Consider the following 18,087-nt stretch of genomic DNA (forward strand, 5'->3'; position numbering starts at 1 on the left):
ATAGACTTGTGGCGGGCGCAGCGCCGAACCGTGTCTGCCGGAGGCCTCGTTGAACATCTCCGCCTGGGTGTGGGTCATCACCCTGGTTGCCGTCCTCGCCGTTCTCGCGGTCGATCTTCTGATCATCGGGCGACGACCCCACGAACCCTCGATGAAAGAGTCGGGGAGCTGGGTCGCGTTCTACGTCGCCTTGGCTCTCGCCTTCGGCGCCGGCATCTGGTTCTTCGCCGGCGGTCAGTACGCCGCGGAGTTCTACACCGGCTGGCTGACCGAATACTCGCTCAGCGTCGACAACCTGTTCATCTTCATGATCATCATGGCGCGGTTCGCCGTACCACGGCAGTTGCAGCAGAAGGTTCTGCTCATCGGCATCGTGCTCGCCCTGGTGATGCGGGGTGCCTTCATCGCCGCCGGCGCCGCGCTGATCTCGCAGTTCTCGTGGGTCTTCTACATCTTCGGCGCGTTCCTGGTCTACACCGCGATCACCCTGCTCAAGGAGGGTGAGAACGACGAGGACGACTTCAAGGAGAACGTGCTCATCCGCTGGGCGAAGCGGGCGCTGCCGGTCTCGTCGGAGTTCGGCACCGGAAAGATGGTGGTCATCACCGAGACGGGCAAGCGCCTGTTCACGCCGATGCTCATCGTCATGATCGCGATCGGCACGACCGATCTGCTGTTCGCCCTCGACTCGATCCCGGCGATCTTCGGCATCACCAAGGAGCCCTACCTGGTCTTCACCGCGAACGTGTTTGCGCTGATGGGCCTGCGGCAGCTCTTCTTCCTGCTCGGCGGTTTGCTCGAGCGGCTGGTCTACCTCAACTACGGCCTGTCCGCGGTGCTGGCCTTCATCGGCGTGAAGCTCTTCCTCGAGGCGCTGCACACCAACAACCTGTCGTTCATCAACGGCGGCCACGGCGTGCACTGGGCCCCGGAGATCCCGATCTGGCTGTCCCTGCTGATCATCATCGGCACGCTGGGCGTCGCCACGGTGCTGAGCCTGATGAAGTCGTCCCGCGACCGTAAGCGGGAACTGGCCGACACCAAGGTGTAAGCGCGAAAAAAGAGGGGGGCCGACGGCCCCCCTCTTTTGTGTCCGCTGTTGTTACTGGTGCTTGCGGCGGGCGGCCTGGCGGCCACGCGTCTGCTGGTCGAGCACGACCTTGCGGATGCGCACGGCAGCCGGCGTCACCTCGACGCACTCGTCCTCGCGGCAGAACTCGAGGGCCTGCTCCAGCGACAGCTTGCGCGGCGGGATCAGACGCTCGGTGTTGTCGGCGCTGGCGGCGCGCATGTTCGTGAGCTTCTTCTCCTTGGTGATGTTGACGTCCATGTCGTCCTCGCGAGAGTTCTCGCCGACGATCATGCCCTCGTACACCTCGGTGGACGGCTCGACGAAGAGCTGCCCGCGCTCCTGCAGGTTGATCATCGCGAACCCGGTCACGGCGCCGGCCCGGTCGGCCACGAGCGAGCCGTTGTTGCGGGTGCGCAGCTCGCCGAACCACGGCTCGTAGTCCTCGAACAGGTGGTGCATGATGCCGGTGCCGCGGGTCTCGGTGAGGAACTCGGTGCGGAAGCCGATCAGGCCGCGCGCCGGGACGAGCCACTCCATGCGCAGCCAGCCCGTGCCGTGGTTGATCAGCTCTTCCATCCGGCCCTTGCGGGTGGACAGCAGCGTGGTGATGGCACCCATGTATTCGTCGGGGGCGTCGATCGTCAGCCGCTCGACCGGCTCGTGGACCTTGCCGTCGATGGTCTTGGTGACCACCTGGGGCTTGCCCACGGTGAGCTCGTAGGACTCGCGGCGCATCTGCTCGACCAGGATGGCCAGGGCCAGCTCGCCACGGCCCTGCACCTCCCATGCGTCGGGACGCTCGGTCGGCAGGATGCGCAGCGACACGTTGCCGATGAGCTCCTTGTCGAGGCGGTCCTTGACCATGCGGGCCGTGACCTTGGCCCCCTTGACCTTGCCGACCAGAGGCGACGTGTTGGTGCCGAGGACCATCGAGATGGCCGGCTCGTCGACCGTGATCAGCGGCAGCGGGATCGGGTTCTCCGCGTCGGCCAGGGTCTCACCGATCATGATGTCGGCGATGCCGGCGACGGCCATGATGTCGCCGGGGCCGGCGCTCTCGGCGGGCTTGCGGTCGAGGCCCTCGGTGATCAGCAGCTCGCTGATGCGGACGTTGGCGATCGTGCCGTCGGTCTTGCACCAGGCCACGGTCTGGCCCTTGCGGATGGTGCCCTCGTGGACGCGGCAGAGCGCGAGCCGGCCGAGGAAGTTCGAGGCGTCGAGGTTGACGACGTGCGCCTGGAGCGGGGCGCCCTCGGTGTAGGTGGGGGCCGGGATGGTCTCGAGGATCGTGCTGAACAGCGCCTCGAGGTCGGTCGAGTCCTCGGGGACCGTGCCGTCCTTGGGCTGGGTCAGCGAGGCGATGCCGTCGCGCGCGCACGCGTAGACGATCGGGAACTCGATCTGGTGCTCGTCGGCGTCGAGGTCGAGGAAGAGCTCGTACGTCTCGTCGACGACCTCTTTGATGCGGGCGTCGGGACGGTCGACCTTGTTGATGATCAGGATGATCGGGAGCTTCGCCGCCAGCGCCTTGCGCAGCACGAACCGCGTCTGCGGCAGCGGGCCCTCGGAGGCGTCGACGAGCAGGGCTACTCCGTCGACCATCGTGAGGCCGCGTTCGACCTCACCGCCGAAGTCGGCGTGACCGGGGGTGTCGATGATGTTGATGGTGACGGGGTCACCCTCGGCGGGCTGGTAGCTGATCGCCGTGTTCTTGGCGAGAATGGTGATGCCCTTTTCCCGCTCCAGGTCCATGGAGTCCATGGCGCGGTCGGCCATCTCGCCCCGTGCGTGGGACTGGCTCCCCTGGCGCAGCATGGCGTCGACCAGGGTGGTTTTGCCATGGTCGACGTGGGCGATGATGGCGACGTTGCGTAGGTCGGTGCGGGTCTGCATACCTCCATTGTCCCCGAGAAAAGTTGCGTCCCTCGGGTCGGGGTCGATCGACGGTACCGGTCTCGGATCAAGATGGTTTTGTCCGGATTTTCGGGGCGGCGACACACCCGTACGGCTTGTTAGCGTGCGTCATCGGACAAGGCACGGGGGAGATCGATGGCTCGAGCGTGGAAATTGGGCGTCGCGGCGGTGGTTCTGTCCGTAGCGGCGGGCTGCGGGCTGGTCGGCGGCGGCAAGACCGACGACAAGGTGGCAGCCGATCCGGTGGCGGGCGTGGAATCGGTGTCGCCCGAGCCGACGGAGGAGCCGGAGCCGGTGATCGAGGAACCCGAGCCGGTCGAGACCACCACGAAGCCCACGAAGAAGCCGACCAAGAAGCCGACGGTCAAGGCCGCCGAGCCCACCCAGCCGGCGTTCTGGAGCGAGCTGCCGGCCTGCGCGCATTACGACAAGACGAAGCCGGTCGCGAAGAAGACGGTGAAGACCGCGCTCAAGACGGCCTCGTCGCGCGTCTACTGGCGTACGCAGGCTCCGAATCTGAAGTTGAACTATCCGCTGGTCAAGGCGGTCGCGTGGCAGGAGAGCGGCTGGCAGACCAACATCCACAACTGCGACGGCGGCATGGGCGTCATGCAGGTCATGCCCGACACGGTCAGCATGATCAACAACCGGTTCGGCCTCGCCTACGACCCCGCCAAGTACAAGGACAACGCCCTCGTGGGCGCGAACTACCTCGCATGGCTGACCAAGTGGGCCGGCGACAACTACTTCAAGGGCAGCTACGACCTGAGCCCCAAGAAGTGCAAGTCGTCCAGTTCATGGTGTCTTCTCAACGTGGTGATCTCGGGCTACAACGCGGGCTCCGGCGGCATCGAGCAGGCGTCCGGGAGCAAGTCGCTGCCCAACCCGCAGTACGTCGCGGCGGTCCGGGCCCTGATGAGCCGGTGCGAGTGCGACCAGTTCTGAAGGGCGAGATACACTAGGTGAGGAACCCGAGACCCGTTTTGACCCGCTAATCGGGCGAAGTGTAAGGTCTCGGGGTTGTCGCGTGTTGATTGAAGCTGGCGAGCTGCACTGGTTCTTACCAAATCGGCTTGTGCAGCTCACCCTAAGGAGCCTTACGCAATGCCGCCCAAGAAGAAGACCCATGAGGTAACCCTCGCGCTTGAGGCGGGTAACGCCGCGATGGTCGACCTCGGCAAGATGCTTGGTCCGACCGGGGCCAACATGCGTGCCGTCAAGGTCGAGTACGACGAGGCGACGTCGAAGAACCGCGGCGAGATCATTCCGGTCATCGTCTCGGTCTACGAGGACCGCAGTCACACGCTGGCCTACAAGACGCCGCCGACCAGCTTCCTGATTCGCAAGGCTCTGGGCATCCAGTCGGGCGCTTCCAACCCGCTGACCCAGACCGTCGGCACGTTGAGCACCACGCAGGTCAAGGAGATTGCCGAGCGCAAGCTTCCCGACCTGAACGCCAACGACATCGACGCCGCGATCCAGATCGTCTCCGGCACCGCCCGCTCGATGGGTGTGAAGGTCGCTTCCTGAAACGTGTAGTTGAAACGGGCCCCGGCATCGCGCCGGGGCCCGTTTTCTTTACGCCTTGCCGATGATCGCGCCGGCCGCGTTGTCTTACGCCTTGCCGATGATCTCGTCGATCAGCCCGTAGTCGAGGGCCTCCTCGGCGGTCAGGCTGCGCCCGGCCGACATGTCGTCCTCGATGCGGCTGCGCGACTGCTTGGTGACCTCGACCAGCCGCAGCGTGATCTCTTCGAGTTCGCGCAGGTGCTGCCCCGCGGCCCGCGCCACCTCGTCGGCCGTGCCGGTCACGCCGGCCGACCGCGGCTCGTTGAGCTTGAACCGGGCGTGCCGGTAAGCGGACCGTCGCTCGGCCGCCGCGAGCAGGGCCACCGTCGCCCCGCCGGCCTGCGACGTGACCACGGCGTGCACCGGCGCGGTCATCGAGTCGATCACGTCGATGACCGACAGCGCGGCCCCGAGCTCGCCACCGGGACTGGCCATGTGCAACTGCACAGGCTCGGGCCCGGCCGCGTCCAGGGTCAGCAGCGCCGCCGCGATCCCGGTTGCCTCGTCCGAGGTGAGCTGGCCGCGGATCATCACGATCCGCTGGTCGAAGAGCTTCTCCTCGAGCCAGCCGGGAAGCCCCGGCCCGCCCTGCTGCCAAGACTCCGGCGACGACGGCTGAGGTTGCCCCCATCGCATCGGATCGTGCCGCATCTCCACAAAACCTCCCGATGCCTCTGCGGCCAGCCTATCGAGGCGGCCGCGATTCGCCGCGCCCTTCCGCTGAGGGCTGAGGGCTGAGAGTTCACGGTTGAGGGCTGAGGGTCGGGGCGGGGGGATGAGATGACGCCAGAGGGGTTGCTCACGATCGCGCGCCGTGCTTGCGTGGGGTGACATGGGTCACGACGAAGGGGTTGGCATGTCCGAGGAGCTGCGGCTGGACCCGGCAAAGACGGCGCTGGTGCTGATCGAGTACCAGAACGAGTTCACATCGGAGGGTGGGGTGCTGCACCCCGCGGTGTCGGCCGTGATGGACAAGACGAACATGCTGCCCCGCACGGTGGCGTTCGTCGAGGCCGCGCGCCGGGCAGGGGTGACGATCATGCACGCGCCGATCACGTTCGCGCCCGGCTACGGCGAACTCACGCGGCACCCGTACGGAATCTTGAAAGGGGTGGTCGACGGGAACGCCTTTGTCAAAGGGACGTGGGGAGCGGCCATCGTCGATGATCTGACGCCGGCCGACGGGGACATCCTGATTGAGGGCAAGCGCGGCCTCGACACGTTCGCCAGCACCAACCTCGACTTCATTCTGCGCAGCAAGGGCATCGACACGGTGATCCTCGGCGGCTTCCTCACTAACTGCTGCGTCGAGTCGACCATGCGCAGCGCCTACGAGAACGGCTACCGGGTGATCACGCTGACCGACTGCATGGCCGCGACCTCACCCGAACAGCACGACAACGCCATCGCGTACGACTTCCCGATGTTCTCGATCCCGAAGGAGTCGACCGAGGTCGCCCAGGCTCTCTAGCGCCACCGGTTGAGCTCGGCGCCGTTCGGGGGAGGGCCGGGCAGCTCGCCGCCGCCACGCAGGCCGTCGAGCAGCAGGGTCACGTAACGACCGCGCAGTTCGGCGCCGGGCACGGCCGCGCACATCTCCAGCAGCATGGTCAGATCGTCGAGTACGGCACCTGGGCGCATCAGCGGGCGGGCGCGCTCGAACAGCGCGCCCGCGAGATCGTTGGCGCGGACGGCATCGGCCCTCATCTCGGCGGTCGGCGTGAACGTGCCCGCGAGATGCACGGTCAGCGAGTGCACGTCGGCTTCGACCACGCCGCGCAGGAACATCTCGAAGGCGGCCCAGTCGTCGGGCTCCTGGGCCGCCCGCCCCGCCTCGGCGATGAAGCGCAGCAGCCCGTCGTGGCACAGCCGGCGCAGCAGATCTTCCTTGCCGGGGTAGCGCCGGTAGAGAGCGCTGATGCCGACCCCCGCGCGCTCGGCGACCGCGGAGATGGGGGCGCGGGGATCGGCGAGGAAGACCTCGCGGGCCGCTGTGAGGATCGCCTCGCTGTTGCGGGCGGCCTGGCGGGCCCGGCCCGCCGTGGAACTTGTCGTCATGTGGCACAGACTAACACCGGAATGGATCGTTCCGTTCCGCTATGCTGAGACGGAACGAAGCATTCCGTTCCGCGAGATCGAAACCAGAGCAGCCCGAGCCAGAGTGATCCCCGTACAGGGATGATCAAGGGAGCAACCATGAGCGAGATCCGCCCGTTCCGCGTCACCATCGACCAGTCCGAGCTCGACGACCTGCGCGACCGCCTCGCCCGCACCCGCTGGGGCAGCGAGATCCCCGGCCAGGGCTGGAGCCGCGGCGTCCCGGTCGCCTACCTGCGCGACCTCGCCACCTACTGGGAACGCGAGTTCGACTGGCGCGCCGCCGAGGCCCGGCTCAACGAGCTGCCCCAGTTCGTCACCGAGGTCGACGGCCAGACGATCCACTTCGCCCACGTGCGCTCGGCCAACCCGGCCGCCGTCCCGCTGCTGATCAGCCACGACTGGCCCGGCTCGTTCGCCCTCTACCTGCCGGTCGTCGAGGCGCTCACGGCCGACTTCCACCTCGTGATCGTCAGCAACCCCGGCATCGCCTTCTCGGGCCCGCTGACCAGCGCCGGCTGGGCCGCCGGGCGCAGCGCCGCGGCGTTCAACGAGATCATGAGCCGGCTCGGCTACGAGCGCTACGGCACGCAGGGCACCGGCGGGGGCGCCGCCATCGCCGTCGAGATGGGCCGCCAGCAGCCCGATCGCGTGATCGGCGTGCACGTCAACGGCCACATCACCTTCCCCGTCGGCGCCCCGGGCGAGATGGACGGGCTGACCGAGGCCGAGCAGGGCCGGCTCGAGCGGCTCCAGCAGTTTCGCGACGACATGATGGGGTTCAACGCCATCCAGTCGACCCGGCCGCAGACGCTCGCCTTCGGCCTGCACGACTCGCCGGCCGGCCAGCTCGCGTGGATCGTCGAGAAGTACAAGGAGTGGACCGACCCGGCGGCCGCCCTGCCCGAGGACGCGGTCGACCGCGACCTGCTGCTGACCAACGTCAGCCTCTACTGGTTCACCGGCACCGCCGGTTCCTCGGCGAACCTCTACTACGAGGCCGCCCACGACCCGACGGCCTGGGCGCCGAAGGAGAAGTCGACGGTGCCGGTGGGCGTGGCGCTGGGCGTCACCGACATCACGGTGCGGCGCTTCGCCGAGCGCGACAACCCGGTCACGCACTGGACCGAGCTTCCCGCCGGCGGCAACTTCCTCTCGGCCGAGCAGCCCAAGATGTTCGCCGACGACGTGCGGGCGTTCTTCACCAGCCTCTGAGCGACGGGGGTCGGGCCGGCGGCGTGAGGCCGCCGGCCAGGGCTGTTGTGGTTGTGGCCACCGAGGTCGCGGGTTTGCCGGGCGGCGCGTCGGAGAAGTGCATTGAATCGGGTTGTGCCCCCGCGCGACCGCACAACGACGTGAGGAGTTCTCTCGTGACCGATCCGACCACCAACGATGCCGGCATCCCCGTCGCCAGCGACGAACATTCCCTCACCGTCGGCCCAGACGGCCCGCTGCTGCTGCAGGACCACTACCTGATCGAGCAGATGGCGAACTTCAACCGCGAGCGGATCCCCGAGCGGCAGCCGCACGCCAAGGGTGGCGGCGCCTTCGGCAAGTTCCAGGTGACGCAGGACCTGAGCGAGTTCACCCGGGCGGCCGTCTTCGCCCCCGGCGAGCAGACCGAGGTGCTGATCCGCTTCTCAACGGTGGCCGGCGAGCGCGGATCTCCCGACACGTGGCGCGACCCGCGCGGTTTCGCGGTCAAGTTCTACACCCGCGACGGCAACCTCGACATCGTCGGCAACAACACGCCGGTCTTCTTCATCCGTGACCCGCTGAAGTTCCAGCACTTCATCCGCTCCCAGAAGCGGCGCGCCGACAACAACCTGCGCGACCACGACATGCAATGGGACTTCTGGACCCTGTCGCCCGAGTCGGCCCACCAGGTGACCTGGCTCATGGGCGACAGAGGCATTCCCCGTACGTGGCGGCACATGAACGGATACGGCAGTCACACGTACATGTGGATCAACGCGCGGGGCGAGCGGTTCTGGGTGAAGTACCACTTCAAGACCGACCAGGGCGTCGAGACCTTCACCCAGGACGAGGCCGACCAGATGGCGTCGGCCGACACCGATTACCACCAGCGAGACCTGTTCGAGCACATCGCCGCCGGGGAGTTCCCGAGCTGGACGCTGCACGTGCAGATCATGCCGTACGAGGACGCGCGCGCTTACCGCTTCAACCCGTTCGACCTGACCAAGGTGTGGCCGCACCGCGACTACCCGCTGCGCGAGGTGGGGCGGATGACGCTCGACCGCAACGTCACCGACTATCACACCGAGATGGAGCAGGCCGCGTTCGAGCCGAACAACACCGTCGCCGGCACCGGGCTGTCACCCGACAAGATGCTGCTCGCTCGCGGCTTCAGCTACTCCGACGCGCACCGCGCCCGGCTCGGCGTCAACTACAAGCAGATCCCGGTCAACTCGGCCAAGGTCGAGGTGCACAGCTACTCCAAGGACGGCGCCATGCGCGTCCAGAACGTCAAGGACCCCGTGTACGCCCCCAACTCGTACGGCGGTCCGCAGGCGAACCCGGCCCTGACCGACGACGGGGGCAAGTGGCACTCGGACGGCGAGATGGTGCGGGCGGCGTACACGCTGCACGCCGAGGACGACGACTGGGGACAGGCGGGCACCCTCGTGCGCGAGGTGCTGAGCGACGAGCAGCGCGCCCGGCTGGTCGACAACATCGTCGGCCACCTGCTCAACGGCGTCAGCGAGGCAGTCCTGACCCGAGCCTTCGAATACTGGCACAACGTCGACAAGACCCTGGGCGACCGGGTCGAGGCCGGCGTGCGCGCCAAGCAGGGCTCGAAGGACCCGAAGGCCGCCGCCCAGGGCAACCCGGCCCGATCCAGCATGCAGGCCAAAGCCTGAGCCGTACGGCGGCTCGCGTGCCTCACCGGCCGCGAGCCGCCACCGTGGTCACCAGCCGCGGTCGCGCCACTCGGCCAGGTGGGGGCGTTCGGCGCCCAGGGTCGAGTCGTTGCCGTGGCCGGGGTAGAACCAGGTGTCGTCGGGGAGGCGGCCGAAGATCTTCTCCTCGAGGTCGTCCATCAGGGTGTTGTGGTTCTCCAGGGTCTCCGTGCGGCCGTGGCCGCCGGGGAAGAGGCTGTCGCCGGTGAACAGGTGGGCCGAGCCGCGCGGGTCCTGGAAGAGCAGGGCGATCGAGCCGGGCGTGTGACCGACCAGGTGGATCACCTCCAGTGCGTGCTCGCCGACCACGACCAGCGCGCCCTCGCGCAGCGTGCCGGTGACCACCGGGATCTCTTCGGCGTCCTCGATGTGGGCCAGCGACGACGCGCCGGTCGCCTTGACGACCTCGGGCAGGGCCACCCAGTGGTCCTGGTGGCGGTGGGTGGTGACCACCGTACGCAGGCCCGCGTCGCCGACCAGGCCGAGCAGGGTCGGCGCGTCGTTGGCGGCGTCGACGAGGATCTGCTCCTCGCCGCTGCGCAGCAGGTAGGCGTTGTTGTCCATCGGGCCGACTGACACCTTGGTGATGCTCAGGCTGCCGAGGTCACGAACGGCGGGGGCGCCGCCGGTGGTCACTTCTCCGGTGTACGTCATCACTTCCACCTTGCTGGGGTCGGGAGCTCGCCGTCCGGCGAGACGGTCAGGTCGGCGCCGTCGGCCCGGCCGGTGAGCCAGGCGGCGATCGACTTGGTCGGGCCGCCGACGACCGGCGGGTCCGGATCGGTGCCGATGGTCAGGGCATGGTCGAGGCCGTTGGGCCGCAGCCGCATCGCGGGCCAGTCGTCGCCGGCGCCGGTGACGATCTCGCGGAGCAGCCGCAACGTGAACGCCTCGGACCAGTCGGCCGGGGTGTAGCCGGCGCCGAGGTCGACGTGGTGCACCGACACCTCGCGCAGCCGCATCCAGGGCACCACGGCGGCGGCGGCGTTGCCGGCCCACGGCAGCACGAAGGCCCAGGCCTCGGCGGGCATGGCCGCCCCGGCGTCGGCGAACCGCTCGTGCGACGCCCGGATGTCCGCGAGCTGTTCGCGCAGCGGACGGCGTGCGCCTTCGTCGATGCCGGCCTCCCGCGCTTCCGGCGAGGCGTAAGGCGGGGTCTCGACGCCGGTGCGGGCCCAGATGAGCAGGTTGGTGAGCGCGTCGGCGTTGCGGGCCACGTGGGTGAGCACGTGCCCGGCCGTCCAGCCGGGCAGCAGCGACGGTGCGCCGACGGCCGCCGGATCGAGGTCGGCCACCGTCCGAAGCAGCTCTTCGGTGGCCTCGTCGACGTCGGTGAGCAGGACGAGCGGATCCATCGTCATGACGGACCACCCTGGTTGAGAGTCACGCAGACGACCCTAGTGGGTCGGAAATCGCTTTCGCTGAGGTAGCCGCGACCGTACCGTCTGTGCAGACGCGCCGTCATGGACCCGCGGAGGAGGTGGGGAGCGTGCTGTTCGTCTTTGCGTCCCTTCACCCGGAGGCCCTCGCCTGACCACGGCGAGACAGCTTCCCCTTCCCTGAAACGGGTTAGCCATGTCGCACGATCTGTCCCGGCTCGGCTGGGACGAGTTTTTCGCATCCACCTATCACCCCTTCGACCGCCCCGACTCCACCCCGGCCCGCGTGCTGCGGGCCGACCGCGGCGTCTGCACCGTTCTCGACGCGAGCGGCGTCACCCGCGCCAGCCTCGGCGGCAGCGTGCTTTTGAACGCCGCCCGCGACCCCGCCCTGCTGCCCTGCGCCGGCGACTGGGTGGTGCTGCGCCACTGGCCCGACCGGCGGACGACCGTCGAGCTCGTCCTGCCGCGCCGCACCTGCCTGATCCGCCGCACCTCCGACAAGGACAGCACCGGGCAGGTCCTGGCCGCGAACATGGACACCGTGGCCGTCGTCGAGCCGATCCACCCCGAACCCGACGACGCGCGCATCGAGCGTCTGCTGGCCCTGGCCTGGGAATCGGGGGCGAAACCGCTGCTGGTGCTGACCAAGGCCGACACGTCCGGCGACCCCGCGGCGCTGGCCCGGCAGATCGGCGAGCTGGCCCCGGGCGTTCCCGTGATCCCGGTCAGTGTGCGGCGCGGCCTCGGCGTCGAGCAGATCCGGGCGTACGCCGGACCGGGTCGCACCCTGGCCCTGCTCGGGCGCTCCGGAGCCGGGAAGTCGACGCTGGTCAACGCGCTGGCCGGCACGCCCGTCATGCCGGTGCAGCAGATTCGCGAGGCCGACGGCAAGGGCCGGCACACCACGGCGTACCGGAATCTGGTGCTGTTGCCCGAGGGCGGCGCGGTGCTGGACACCCCCGGCATCCGCGGCGTCGGTCTGCTGGACACCGCCGAGGGTCTCGACCGGGCGTTCGCCGACGTGGCCGCGCTGGCCGCTCGATGTCGCTTCGACGACTGCCGGCACGAGACCGAGCCCGGCTGTGCGGTCGCCCTGGCGGTCGCCGACGGTGAATTGCCGCCGCGACGGCTGGCCAGCTGGCGCAAGCTGCGGCACGAGATCGAGGTGGAGTCGGCCCGTCAAACGGCGCGTCTGGCCGGGGTGGCCGGTCACCGCCGCAGGCGTTCCTGACGCCTCGCTCTCTCACGGCGCTCTGTCATACCGCTCTGTCACAATGCACCGGTGCGTGCCGTCGAAGTCGTCGAGAAAGAGGCTGAGGTCCGGCCCGGGACGCCGGCCCCGCGCCGCTCCCGGGCCGATCTCTGGTCGCCCCTGAGCTACGCGGCTCTCGCCGTGCTGGTGATGATCCAGCTCTGGCGCGACCCGAGCGGGCGGGTGCTGGCCAGCAACGACGACGATCACGGCGTCTTCCTGTTCATGCTGGCGCACGGCGAGCGCGTGCTGTTCCACGGCGACAACCCGTTCCTCAGCGGCCGGCTCAACGTGCCTGACGGCGTGAACATGATGGCCAACACCTCGGTGCTGGCCCTCAGCCTGCCGCTGGCCCCGATCACCCACTGGTTCGGCGCCGGCGTCTCGGTCGTGCTGCTGCTCACCCTGGGGCTCGCCGGCACGGCGTACGCCTGGTACTGGGTGCTCTCACGGCACCTGGTGACCAGCCGGGTGGCCGCCTGGATCGGCGGCCTGTGGTGCGGCTTCGCGCCGACGATGATCTCGCACGCCAACGGCCACGTGAACTTCGTCAGCCAGTGGGTGCTGCCCTTCATCGTCTGGCAGGTGCTGCGGCTGCGCGAGCCGGGCCGGGCCTGGCGCGGCGGCGTGATCCTCGGCCTGCTGATCGTGGTGCAGGTCTTCATCAACGAGGAGAGCCTGCTCTTCACCGCGCTGGCCATGGGCGTCTTCGTGATCGCCTACGCGGTGATGGCCCCCACCGCGGCCCGCCTGGCTGTGCGGCCGATGCTGGCCGGCGTCGGGGTCGCCGCCCTGACCTCGCTGACCCTGCTGGCCTACCCGCTCTACTTCCAGTTCTTCGGCCAGGGCAACTACCATGGCCAGCCGTTCGCCCCCGACGAATACGCGACCGACCTCGCCTCGATCGTCGGCTTCGCGCGGCAGTCGGTGGCCGGCAACGCCGCGCTGACCAGGCAGATGAGCGTCAGCGGCACCGAAGACAACATGTTCTTCGGCCCGATCGGCTTCGTGCTGATCGTGGCGTCGGTCGTCGTGCTGTGGCGCTCGATCGCCGCCCGCGCGGCCGCGATCTCGGCCCTCGTGCTGCTCATCGCGTCGATGGGTCCCGAACTGGTCGTCTTCGGGCACGACACCGGCGTTCCGCTGCCGTTCGGCCTGATCAGCCACGTGCCGATCATCGACCTGGTCAGTGTGACCAGGTTCGCGATGGTGCCCGCGACGATCGCCGGCGTGCTGCTGGCCCTGGCCACCGACCGGCTGCGCTCGTTCACGCCGCGCGGCCGGCGGCTGTGGCAGGTCGGGCTGGTGCTCGCCCTGGTTCCGCTCTTCCCCAAGCCGCTTCCGGTCGTCGAGGCCGACCCGCTGCCGCCGTTCCTGACCCAGGGCATCTGGAAGCAGTACGTGGCCGACGACCGCAGCCTCGTGACGGTGCCGCTGCCCGAGGTCACCACCGGACGGGCGGGCATGCGCTGGGCCGCGCTTTCGGGGCTCGAGTTCCAGGTGCCGCGCGGCTACTTCATGGGCCCGGTCGACCCGCCGGGGGACCGTACGGGATCGTGGAACGCACCTCGCCGGTTCACGTCCGACCTGCTCTACCGGGTGCGCGAATACGGCGTACGCCCGCGGTTGACCGACGGTGATCGCGATCTCATCAAGCAGGATCTGATCTTCTGGCGGGCCGGTGTAGTGGTGCTCGTGCCGAACAGCCGCAACGAGGGTCCGCTGCTCGAGACGCTGACCTCGGCGCTGGGCCAACCGCAGGTCGTGGGCGGGGTAAAGCTGTGGGACATGCGCGATTTGCCGGTTCCCCCCGGGGAGTGACCAACCCCTGCGTGAACTGCGGGAATGTGCACGATGTGACAAGCGCTGCACCTACCTGGGCCCGCTGGTGGGGAAACTTGTCGTACCCCCTGGTTAGAGTGGCCCGCGGCTCTACTCGGTTCAAACACCTGTACGGAGAGGCTGGCTGGTGGCCGACCGTTTGACTATTCGAGGCGCGCGCGAACACAACCTGCGCGACGTCAACCTGGACCTGCCCCGCGACGCCATGATCGTCTTCACCGGTCTGTCCGGCTCCGGCAAGTCCAGCCTCGCGTTCGACACGATCTTCGCCGAGGGGCAGCGGCGTTACGTCGAGTCCCTCTCGTCGTACGCGCGGCAGTTCCTCGGGCAGATGGACAAGCCCGACGTCGACTTCATCGAGGGCCTGTCCCCGGCGGTGTCGATCGACCAGAAGTCGACCTCGCGCAACCCGCGCTCGACGGTCGGCACGATCACCGAGGTCTACGACTACCTGCGCCTGCTCTACGCCCGCACCGGCATCCCGCACTGCCCGGTCTGCGGCGAGCGCATCAGCAAGCAGACGCCGCAGCAGATCGTCGACCGCGTCCTCGAGCTCGACGAGGGCACCCGCTTCATGGTTCTGGCCCCGGTCATCCGTGGGCGCAAGGGCGAATACGTCGACCTCTTCGCCGAGCTGCAGTCCAAGGGCTACGCGCGGGCGAGGGTCGACGGCGTGGTTCATCCGCTGACCGAGCCGCCGAAGCTCAAGAAGCAGGAGAAGCACACCATCGAGGTGGTGGTCGACCGGCTCAGCGTCAAGGCGAGCAGCAAGCAGCGGCTCACCGACTCGATCGAGTCGGCGCTCGGCCTGGCCGGCGGCATCGTCCTGCTCGACTTCGTCGACCTGCCCGAGGACGACCCGGCCCGCGAGCGGCGCTTCTCCGAGCACCTGGCCTGCCCCAACGACCACCCGCTGGCGATCGAGGACCTCGAACCCCGCGTCTTCTCGTTCAACGCGCCCTACGGCGCGTGCCCCGAGTGCACCGGCCTGGGCACCAAGAAAGAGGTCGACCCCGAGCTGATCATCCCGGACGAGGAGCGGAGCATCCGCGAGGGCGCGATCCAGCCCTGGTCCGGCGGTCAGACCCAGGAATACTTCCTGCGGCTGCTCGAGGCGCTGGCGAAAGACCAGAAGTTCAGCATCGACACCCCGTGGCGCCAGCTCCCCTCCCGCGTGCAGAAGATGGTCCTGCACGGCTCGGAGGACCAGGTCCACGTGCGCTACCGGAACAAGTACGGGCGCGAGCGCTCCTACTACACCGGGTTCGAGGGCGTGGTGCAGTGGATCGAGCGGCGGCACAACGACACCGAAAGCGACTGGTCGCGCGACAAGTACGAGGGCTACATGCGCGACGTGCCCTGCCCGGTCTGCGGCGGCACGCGGCTCAAGCCCGAGGTGCTGGCCGTGACGATCGCCGGCAAGAGCATCGCCGAGGTCTGCAACCTGTCGATCGGCGAGGCGACCGAACTGCTGGCGAGCATCGAGCTCGACGACCGGCAGAAGATGATCGCCGAGCGGGTCCTCAAAGAGATCAACGCGAGGCTGCGGTTCCTGCTCGACGTGGGCCTCGACTACCTGTCGCTCGACCGCGGCGCCGGCACGCTCTCGGGCGGCGAGGCGCAGCGCATCCGGCTGGCCACCCAGATCGGGTCGGGCCTGGTGGGCGTGCTCTACGTGCTCGACGAGCCGTCGATCGGCCTGCACCAGCGCGACAACCACCGGCTCATCGAGACCCTGGTGCGGCTGCGCGACCTGGGCAACACGCTGATCGTCGTCGAGCACGACGAGGACACGATCCGGACGGCCGACTGGATCGTCGACATCGGTCCCGGCGCGGGCGAGCACGGCGGTCAGATCGTGCACAGCGGCTCGGTCGAGGGCCTGCTCAAGAACCAGAAGTCGCCGACCGGTGCCTACCTGTCGGGCCGCAAGTCGATCCCGACCCCGGCGACCCGCCGCCCGCAGACGCCGGGCCGCGAGCTGGTCGTGCAGGGCGCCCGCGAGCACAACCTGCGCGGGCTGACCGTGCCGTTCCCGCTGGGGCAGTTCATCGCCGTCACCGGGGTGAGCGGCTCGGGCAAGTCGACGCTGGTCAACGACATCCTCTACACCGTGCTGGCGAACCAGATCAACGGCGCGCGCATGGTGCCGGGCCGGCACACCCGCATCACCGGGCTCGACAACGTCGACAAGGTGGTGGGCGTCGACCAGTCGCCGATCGGCCGCACCCCGCGGTCCAACCCCGCGACCTACACGGGCGTCTTCGACAACATCCGCAAGCTGTTCGCCGAGACGACCGAGGCCAAGGTCCGGGGGTACGGTCCTGGTCGCTTCTCGTTCAACGTCAAGGGCGGTCGCTGCGAGAACTGCGCGGGCGACGGCACGATCAAGATCGAGATGAACTTCCTGCCGGACGTCTACGTCCCGTGCGAGGTGTGCAAGGGCGCGCGCTACAACCGCGAGACGCTCGAGGTGCACTACAAGGGCAAGACGATCTCCGAGGTGCTGGAGATGCCGATCGAGGAGGCGTCGACCTTCTTCGAGGCGATCCCGGCGATCCACCGCCACCTGAAGACGCTTGTCGACGTCGGCCTGGGCTACGTGCGGCTGGGTCAGCCGGCCCCGACGCTGTCGGGCGGTGAGGCGCAGCGGGTCAAGCTGGCGTCCGAGCTGCAGAAACGGTCGACCGGCAAGACGGTCTACGTGCTCGACGAGCCGACCACGGGTCTGCACTTCGAAGACATCCGCAAGCTGCTGATGGTGCTCAACGGCCTGGTCGACAAGGGCAACACGGTGATCACCATCGAGCACAACCTCGACGTGATCAAGACGGCCGACTGGCTGATCGACATGGGGCCCGAGGGCGGCAGCAAGGGTGGTCTGGTGCTGGCCACCGGCACGCCGGAAGAGGTGGCCGAGGTGGCCGAGAGCCACACGGGCGACTTCTTGCGGCACATGCTGGGTCTCAAGGGCAAGGCCAAGGGTGCGCCTGCGGCGACGTCCCGGGCCGCCAAGGCGAACGGGACGGCCGCCAAGGCTGCCGCGACCAAGGCTGCTCCGGCCAAGGCTGCTCCGGCCAAGGCTGCTCCGGCCAAGGCTGCTCCGGCCAAGGCTGCTCCGGCCAAGGCGGCTCCGGCCAAGGCGGCTCCGGCCAAGGCGGCCGGCGCTGCGGCCAATGGTTCGGCGGCCAATGGTTCGGCGGCCAAGCCTCGGGCTACGCGGTCGCGGGCCAAGACCGCCGCGGTCTGAGGCCTTCAGCAACATCACAGGTGACTCATAGCGATGACGCCCGGTCGGGGGCATAACCTCGACCGGGCGTCGCCGTCTCGGCGGCCGCGCCGGTTTAAGCGTCACAAATCAGCAGATAAGCCCGCCGCCGTCGGCGGACAATTTCGCGGTACGTCGAACCCGGCGAGCTGCGACAGCGTATGTAGAGGCGACGCCGCGTGACCACTAACGCGGACCAGGCACTGGAGGGCAACCGATGACAGACGTGCAGACCACGACCGACGCCGAGCTCCACGAGGAGGAGCCCCGACGTTCGCGGACGGCCTCGACGCGCCGTGTCGTCCTGCTCGGGGCAGGTGCGGCCGGCGCCACGGCCGTCCTGGCGGCCTGCGGCACGGCCACGAACACCGGCAACACCAACGGCACCGACTTCTCGAACAAGCCCGCCCCGGCCGGCAGCAACGGCCCCGCCGCCGGTGGCGGCAACACCGGCGGCGGTGGCGCGCTCGCGGCCGTGGGCGACATCCCCGAGGGCGGCGGCATCATCGCCGGCGACTACGTGATCACCCAGCCGGTGGCCGGCACCTTCAAGGCGTTCAGCAAGGTGTGCACCCACGCCGGCTGCGACGTGAACAAGGTCGACGGCGGACAGATCGCCTGCCCGTGCCACGGCAGCAAGTTCGCGATCGACACCGGCCAGCCGACCTCGGGCCCGGCCACCAAGCCGCTGGCCGAGACCAAGGTCAAGGTGGACGGCGAGAACATCGTCGCGGCCTGACCCCGCCCGCGACGACCGGTAAGAGAGGCCG

At 68.8% G+C, this 18,087-nt stretch carries 14 protein-coding genes and 1 pseudogene; 10 read left to right on the forward strand and 5 right to left on the reverse strand.

Annotation, left to right across the window (positions count from 1 at the left end):
- Positions 1–49: 49 nt before the first annotated feature.
- Positions 50–1,051, forward strand: coding sequence for a TerC family protein (locus EER30_RS16995; protein WP_127501424.1), 1,002 nt, complete (start codon positions 50–52; stop codon positions 1,049–1,051).
- Between the two features lie 51 nt (positions 1,052–1,102).
- Here EER30_RS16995 and typA read toward each other — a convergent pair whose 3' ends face one another.
- On the reverse strand, positions 1,103–2,965 hold the full coding sequence (gene typA / locus EER30_RS17000) for a translational GTPase TypA (protein WP_127501425.1): 1,863 nt from the start codon (positions 2,963–2,965) through the stop codon (positions 1,103–1,105).
- 156 nt (positions 2,966–3,121) lie between these two features.
- Between typA and EER30_RS17005 the strand changes: the two genes are divergently transcribed.
- Together EER30_RS17005 and EER30_RS17010 are read left to right on the forward strand one after the other, a co-directional pair.
- Complete coding sequence (locus EER30_RS17005; protein ID WP_127501426.1) at positions 3,122–3,931, forward strand: lytic transglycosylase domain-containing protein; 810 nt, start codon at positions 3,122–3,124, stop codon at positions 3,929–3,931.
- A gap of 159 nt (positions 3,932–4,090) precedes the next feature.
- Complete coding sequence (locus tag EER30_RS17010) at positions 4,091–4,516, forward strand: uL11 family ribosomal protein (RefSeq protein ID WP_127501427.1); 426 nt, start codon at positions 4,091–4,093, stop codon at positions 4,514–4,516.
- 84 nt (positions 4,517–4,600) lie between these two features.
- Here EER30_RS17010 and EER30_RS17015 read toward each other — a convergent pair whose 3' ends face one another.
- A complete protein-coding gene (locus EER30_RS17015) occupies positions 4,601–5,206 on the reverse strand; it encodes an ATP-dependent Clp protease proteolytic subunit (RefSeq protein ID WP_240670067.1) in 606 nt (201 codons plus the stop codon).
- A 205-nt stretch (positions 5,207–5,411) separates the two neighbouring features.
- On the opposite strand from EER30_RS17015, the gene EER30_RS17020 reads away from it, so the two are divergent.
- Positions 5,412–6,026 (forward strand): cysteine hydrolase family protein, encoded by a 615-nt coding sequence (locus EER30_RS17020; protein WP_127501429.1) that lies wholly within the window; start codon positions 5,412–5,414, stop codon positions 6,024–6,026.
- Here EER30_RS17020 and EER30_RS17025 read toward each other — a convergent pair.
- Positions 6,023–6,613 (reverse strand): TetR/AcrR family transcriptional regulator, encoded by a 591-nt coding sequence (locus EER30_RS17025; protein ID WP_127501430.1) that lies wholly within the window; start codon positions 6,611–6,613, stop codon positions 6,023–6,025. The genes EER30_RS17020 and EER30_RS17025 overlap by 4 nt on opposite strands.
- Before the next feature lie 138 nt (positions 6,614–6,751).
- Here EER30_RS17025 and EER30_RS17030 point away from each other — a divergent pair, with 138 nt between their 5' ends.
- The gene (locus EER30_RS17030) at positions 6,752–7,867 is read left to right on the forward strand and encodes an epoxide hydrolase family protein (RefSeq protein ID WP_127501431.1); all 1,116 of its coding nucleotides are present in this window, start codon (positions 6,752–6,754) and stop codon (positions 7,865–7,867) included.
- Between the two features lie 155 nt (positions 7,868–8,022).
- Positions 8,023–9,534: a catalase gene (locus EER30_RS17035; protein WP_127501432.1), complete on the forward strand. Its 1,512-nt coding sequence runs from the start codon at positions 8,023–8,025 to the stop codon at positions 9,532–9,534.
- A 48-nt stretch (positions 9,535–9,582) separates the two neighbouring features.
- Here EER30_RS17035 and EER30_RS17040 read toward each other — a convergent pair whose 3' ends face one another.
- Both EER30_RS17040 and EER30_RS17045 read right to left on the reverse strand, forming a co-directional pair.
- A complete protein-coding gene (locus tag EER30_RS17040) occupies positions 9,583–10,227 on the reverse strand; it encodes an MBL fold metallo-hydrolase (protein ID WP_127501433.1) in 645 nt (214 codons plus the stop codon).
- Positions 10,227–10,934, reverse strand: coding sequence for a maleylpyruvate isomerase family mycothiol-dependent enzyme (locus tag EER30_RS17045; protein ID WP_127501434.1), 708 nt, complete (start codon positions 10,932–10,934; stop codon positions 10,227–10,229). Before EER30_RS17045 ends, EER30_RS17040 begins: the two co-directional genes overlap by 1 nt.
- A 214-nt stretch (positions 10,935–11,148) precedes the next feature.
- Here EER30_RS17045 and rsgA point away from each other — a divergent pair, with 214 nt between their 5' ends.
- The 4 genes and pseudogenes from rsgA to EER30_RS17065 all read left to right on the forward strand — a co-directional run bounded on the left by rsgA (position 11,149) and on the right by EER30_RS17065 (position 18,056).
- Positions 11,149–12,186: a ribosome small subunit-dependent GTPase A gene (rsgA, locus tag EER30_RS17050; RefSeq protein WP_127501435.1), complete on the forward strand. Its 1,038-nt coding sequence runs from the start codon at positions 11,149–11,151 to the stop codon at positions 12,184–12,186.
- Positions 12,187–12,237: 51 nt separating this feature from the next.
- Positions 12,238–14,028 (forward strand): DUF6311 domain-containing protein, encoded by a 1,791-nt coding sequence (locus EER30_RS17055; RefSeq protein WP_127501436.1) that lies wholly within the window; start codon positions 12,238–12,240, stop codon positions 14,026–14,028.
- A 148-nt stretch (positions 14,029–14,176) separates the two neighbouring features.
- Positions 14,177–17,134 (forward strand): annotated as a pseudogene (uvrA, locus tag EER30_RS17060) (excinuclease ABC subunit UvrA); the annotation flags it as partial.
- A gap of 400 nt (positions 17,135–17,534) precedes the next feature.
- Positions 17,535–18,056 carry a Rieske (2Fe-2S) protein gene (locus tag EER30_RS17065; RefSeq protein ID WP_127501438.1) on the forward strand — a complete coding sequence of 174 codons (522 nt, stop codon included), beginning with the start codon at positions 17,535–17,537 and terminating at the stop codon, positions 18,054–18,056.
- Positions 18,057–18,087: the final 31 nt, after the last annotated feature.

This window comes from Actinoplanes solisilvae, from assembly GCF_003999975.1.
Lineage (GTDB): Bacteria > Actinomycetota > Actinomycetes > Mycobacteriales > Micromonosporaceae > Actinoplanes > Actinoplanes solisilvae.